A 4,958-nucleotide genomic window follows, 5' to 3' on the forward strand; every position below is an offset into this window, starting at 1 on the left:
CCCACGCCGGCGAGGGGGGCGAGGCCGTGCAGCGCAGCTATCGCGGTCGTGCCCCCGGCGCCGAGGAGGACGATACGGCGGGTGAGGCCGGTGGCGAGGGTGCCGAGGCCCCGGCCGGCGATGACGGGGGCGGTCGATGAGCACCGTTGCTGGTCTGGCCCAGGACTGGACCGCCCGCGTGCGCCGCCGGGTCGAGCACATCGAGCCCGTGCGCCCCCCGGTGGAGGGCGTGCTGCGGCGCATGGTCGGCCTGACCCTGGAGGCCGAGGGGTGTCGGGCGCCGCTCGGGGCGCGCTGCACCATCGAGGACGGCCAGGGCGGCGTCGAGGCCGAGGTGGTGGGTTTCGCCGGAGACCGCCTCTACCTTATGCCCACCGGCGATCTGCGCGGCGTCATGCCCAATGCCCGGGTCGTGCCCCGGGGCAGCGGCGCCCAGGCCCGGGTGGGCGAGGAGCTGCTCGGCCGGGTCATCGACGGCGGCGGGCAGCCCATCGATGGCGGCGGTCCGCTCAAGGCGCGGGAGCGCACACCGCTCATGGCCGAGCCGATCAACCCCCTCGAGCGCGCCCCCATCGCCGCGCCGCTGGACGTCGGGGTGCGCTCGATCAATGCCCTGTTCACCGTTGGCCGAGGCCAGCGCATGGGCCTGTTCGCCGGCTCCGGGGTGGGCAAGAGCGTGCTGCTGGGCATGATGACCCGCTACACCACCGCCGATGTCGTGGTGGTGGGGCTGATCGGCGAGCGGGGGCGCGAGGTGCGCGAGTTCATCACCGAGATCCTGGGCCGCCACGGCCTGGCGCGGGCGGTGGTGGTCGCCGCACCGGCCGACACGTCGCCGCTTTTCCGGCTCCACGGCGCCATGCGCGCGACCAGCATCGCCGAGTACTTCCGCGACCAGGGCTACAACGTCCTGCTGCTGATGGACTCGCTGACCCGCTACGCTCAGGCGCAGCGGGAGATCGGTCTGGCCATCGGCGAGCCGCCCACCACCAAGGGCTATCCGCCGTCGGTCTTCGGGTTGCTGCCGCGGCTGGTCGAGCGCGCCGGCAACGGCGCCGACGGGGGCGGCTCGATCACCGCCTTCTACACCGTGCTGGTCGAGGGCGACGACCAGCAGGAGCCCATCGCCGACTCGGCGCGGGCCATCCTCGACGGCCACCTGGTGCTCTCGCGCAGTCTGGCCGACTCCGGCGTCTACCCGGCGGTGGACGTCGAGGCCTCGATCAGCCGCGCCATGATGGCCATCACCAACGGCGCCCACCAGAAGGCGGCGCAGCGTTTCCGGGAGCTTTATACCGCCTACCGCCAGAACGAGGATCTGATCAGCGTGGGCGCCTACCAGCGCGGCTCGGACCCGCTGGTCGACCAGGCCATTCAGTACCAGCCCCGGCTGCGCGCCTTCCTGCAGCAGGATGTGAGCGAGGCGGTGGATTTCGACGAGTCCCTGGCATCCCTGGGACGACTGACCGGTGAGGTGAGCGGATGAGCAAGGGGGCCGAGCGACTGCGCCCGGTGGAGCGGCTGACCGACCAGCGCAAGGAGCAGGCCGCCAGCCAGCTGGCCCGGGCCGAGGGGGAGCTGCGCCAGGGCGAGGCGCGCCTGGAGGAGATCCTCGAGATGCGCCAGGAGTACCGCCGCCAGCTGACCCAGGACAACGCCATCGAAGCGGCCCGCCTGCGCGATTTCAACGCCTTCCTGACGCGGCTCGACGAGGCCATCGTCCAGCAGCGCCAGCAGATCGCCCAGCAGCAGCGCCGCGTCACCCAGCTGCACAAGGAGTGGCTGCGCCGCTGGGGCGAGCACCGCACCATCGAGAAGGTCGTCGAGCGCCGCGCCGAGGCCGAGCAGGCGGCGGCTGAGCGGCGCGAGCGCCAGGAGTCCGACGAGGTGGCGCGCATGCTCTACCAGGCCATCCAGCGCGGGGATCTGCCCGGCCAGGGGGGGTAGCCCCGGGGGCGCCGTGCTGGTTCGGATCTTGCACCTGATCCGGGGACGCGTTCGTCGCCATCGCTGGAGGAAGCCGCATGCCACCCATCGACCCCGCCACGCTCGACCTCGACGCCTCGGTGCGCAAGCGCCCGGAGGGCGCAGCCCTGAACGGCGGGGGCGAGGCCGGCGGGTTCCTTGAGGCGCTGCTGGCGAGTCCCGCGCTCAAGGAGGCGGGCCTTGATGAGGCTGACCTCAAGGGGCTGCTCGATGCCCTCGGCGGCAAGCTTGACGGCGAGGCCTTGCCGCTGGACGGCGAGGCACTGCCGGCCGAGCTGGAGGAGGTGGCGCCGGACCTGGATGAGCTCTCCGAGAAACTGCAGGCCGTCATGGACGCCCTGGCGGGGATGGGCGAAGGGGACGCCGAGCAGGCCTTGGCGGAGCTCGACCCGGCGCTGCTCGAAGAGCTGGGCAACGCCGACCCGCAGGAGCGTTCCAGCAAGCTCCAGGCGCTGCTGGAGGGCGAGACGGACAAGCTCGAGCGCCTTGAGGCGTGGCTGGAGGGCCAGCGTCAGCTGGCTGCCGAGCGTGCCGAGGTCCTGCAGGCGCTGGCCGAGCTGGAGGACGAGGGGCTCTCGGGCAAGGAGCTGGTGGCCGCGCTCCAGGAGCGCCTGGCCCATCTCGACGGTGCCGGTCTGGCCGCGGAACCCGCCGAAGAGCAGGTCGAAGAGCAGGCCGGGGAGGGTGGCCTGGCCGCCATTGCGGCCGCCACCACCGCGATGCTCTCCGGAGTCGGGGGGAGCGATGACGCCGAGGGCGCGCGCCAGGGCGCCCTCGGCGACCAGATCGCCCGGGAGCTGCGCGCCGGCGGTTTGCTTAACGCCGTCTCCGGCGGGCTGGACCCCGCCGGCGGCCAGAGCCCCGGTGGCCAGGGCGGGCAGACCGGCAGCGGTGAGCGGGGCGCCGCCGCCGAGGCGCTGCTGCAGGCATTGCAGTCGGGCCAGCGCGGTCGGGACGAGGGCGCCGCTCGTGGCGAGTTCAGCGGACTGCTGGCTGCCGCCCAGGGGCTGGAGGGCAGTCAGCGCGGCGGCGGCCTGCAGTTCACCGTGCAGCAGCCGGTGGGTCAACAGGGTTTCACCCCCGCTGTGGGCGAGCGGGTGGTGTGGATGGTCAACGAGAATGTCCAGCAGGCGCGGCTGCAGCTCAATCCGCCCGGCCTCGGCCCGCTGGACATCCAGGTCAACGTCGGTGACGAGCGCACCACGGTGAACATCACCACGCACAACGCGGCCACCCGCGAGGCCCTGGAGCAGGACCTGGAGCGGCTCAAGCAGTTCCTGGCCGACCAGGGTCAGGGGGAGGTGGACGTGAATATCTCCCAGGGCGACGGCGGTGAGGACGAGACCGATCCCGACGGCGGTGAGTCCCTGCAGGCCGCCGAGTCAGAAGGCGAGGATGCCGGGGAGGCCGCCGCAGCCGGCAGTAGCGGCCGCGGGCTGATCGACCACTACGCCTGAAGCCGCCCGCCCAGCCGCCCAGCAAGCAGGCGCAGCGGCGCCACGGCCGCCGCGATGCCCACCAGGACCGTGGCAAAGGGCAGATCCAGCGCCATGGCGGTGACGAACGCCGCGGTGTAGATCGCAGCGGCCAGCCCCGCCGCCCAGGCCACGGCGCGCCGCCATCCGCCCGCCAGGGCGAAGGCCAGCCAGGCCGGGATGAAGACCAGGGCGAAGGCGGCCATCACCCCCATCACCAGCGCCGTGATCGCCACTACCGCCGCGGCGATCAGATCGAAACCGAGCGTCACCGGCCACAGCGGCTTGCCGTTGGCGGCGTCGTGGCCGGGGAAGAGCTCGTGGCGCAGCAGCCGGCGCGAGATGATCGGCAGGAGCACGGCGGCGGCACCGGCGACGATCAGCGTCGCCCACAACTCCTCGGCACCGACGAAGTAGAGCTGCCCCTCCATCAGGTTCTCGCCGAGGAGCTTGGCGTGGTAGGTCATCGAGGCGCCGAGCATCATCGCCGCCCAACCGAAGAGGATCAGCCAGGCGTAGACGTCGTTGCCGGTTCGGTGCAGGGCGCCCTTGATCGCCACCGCCACGGCGCTCGCCGCCAGGGCCGCGGCCAGCGGCGGGGCGCCGAGCAGCAGGCCCGCCACGCCGCCGGCGCCGGCCAGGTGGGCGAAGCCCAGGGCGGCCAGCCACTCGCCGCGCAGGCGCAGGTAGAGCCCGACCACCGCCACCGCCACGGCGGCGGTCAGCCCGGCGAAGAACGGCAGACGGAACAGGGGGTCGAAGAGCAGTTCCATTACGCGGCCGTCTCCGTTCGCTGCAGATGCCCGCCCGGCTCCAGGGTGATCACCCGGTGGCAGACCTGGCGGATGAAGTCGGCGTCGTGGCTGATCACCAGCGCCCCGCGCCCGGCGTCCAGCCGATTCAGTCCCTCGATGAGCAGCTGCCGGCCACGGGCGTCCAGGTTGTTGGTGGGTTCATCGAGGAGCACCAGGGCCCCGGGGTGGCCGAGGACGGACCAGACCAGCAGGCTCTGGCGCTGCCCGCCGCTGAGGCGGTCGATGCGCCGGCGCAGTAGCGGCTGCAGCGGCTCGGGCAGGGTGGCGGGGTCGGCGCCCATCAGCGTCAGGAGCTCGTCGCCGCGCAGGGGCAGCTCGCCGCCCTGGTACGGGGCCTGGGACTGGCAGGCGATGCCGGCGCCGGCAGCCGTTTTGGCCTGGCCGCCGAAGCGCTGCGCCTGGCCGGTGAGGACACTGAGCACCGTGCTCTTGCCGCAGCCGTTGGGGCCGGCCAGGCCGATCACCTCGCCGGGGTGGACCTGCAGAGAAACCGGGCCGACCACCGGCTCGCCGTAGCCAGCCCGCAGCTGTTCGATCTCGAGAAGCGGTTGCGCCACGAGATGGATCCTTGTCGTGGGGAAGAACGACCCGGGCGGGACCGTGCCCCGTCCGGGTCGCGTCATGGTAAGGGGCGCGGGTACCGGGGGGCCCCCCCGGCCCCCCCGGGGGGGGCCGGGGCCCC

The 4,958-nt window shown here is 73.2% G+C and carries 5 protein-coding genes; 3 read left to right on the top strand and 2 right to left on the bottom strand.

The window, feature by feature from the left end:
- The first annotated feature begins 136 nt into the window (after window positions 1–136).
- The 3 genes from fliI to LRF89_RS12860 all read left to right on the top strand — a co-directional run bounded on the left by fliI (window position 137) and on the right by LRF89_RS12860 (window position 3,443).
- On the top strand, window positions 137–1,486 hold the full coding sequence (gene fliI / locus LRF89_RS12850; RefSeq protein ID WP_201168512.1) for a flagellar protein export ATPase FliI: 1,350 nt from the start codon (window positions 137–139) through the stop codon (window positions 1,484–1,486).
- The gene (gene fliJ, locus LRF89_RS12855; protein ID WP_201168510.1) at window positions 1,483–1,947 is read left to right on the top strand and encodes a flagellar export protein FliJ; all 465 of its coding nucleotides are present in this window, start codon (window positions 1,483–1,485) and stop codon (window positions 1,945–1,947) included. Before fliI ends, fliJ begins: the two co-directional genes overlap by 4 nt.
- Before the next feature lie 77 nt (window positions 1,948–2,024).
- Entirely contained in the window at window positions 2,025–3,443 is a 1,419-nt protein-coding gene (locus tag LRF89_RS12860) for a flagellar hook-length control protein FliK (RefSeq protein ID WP_238637317.1), read from the top strand.
- On the opposite strand, the gene LRF89_RS12865 is transcribed toward LRF89_RS12860, so the two are convergent.
- Entirely contained in the window at window positions 3,434–4,234 is an 801-nt protein-coding gene (locus LRF89_RS12865) for a metal ABC transporter permease (protein WP_201242393.1), read from the bottom strand. The two genes, LRF89_RS12860 and LRF89_RS12865, sit on opposite strands and share 10 nt — an antisense overlap.
- Complete coding sequence (locus LRF89_RS12870; RefSeq protein WP_238634226.1) at window positions 4,234–4,833, bottom strand: ATP-binding cassette domain-containing protein; 600 nt, start codon at window positions 4,831–4,833, stop codon at window positions 4,234–4,236. Before LRF89_RS12870 ends, LRF89_RS12865 begins: the two co-directional genes overlap by 1 nt.
- Window positions 4,834–4,958 lie beyond the last annotated feature (125 nt).

It is taken from the genome of Halorhodospira sp. 9621 (assembly GCF_022228055.1).
Lineage (GTDB): Bacteria > Pseudomonadota > Gammaproteobacteria > Nitrococcales > Halorhodospiraceae > Halorhodospira > Halorhodospira halophila_A.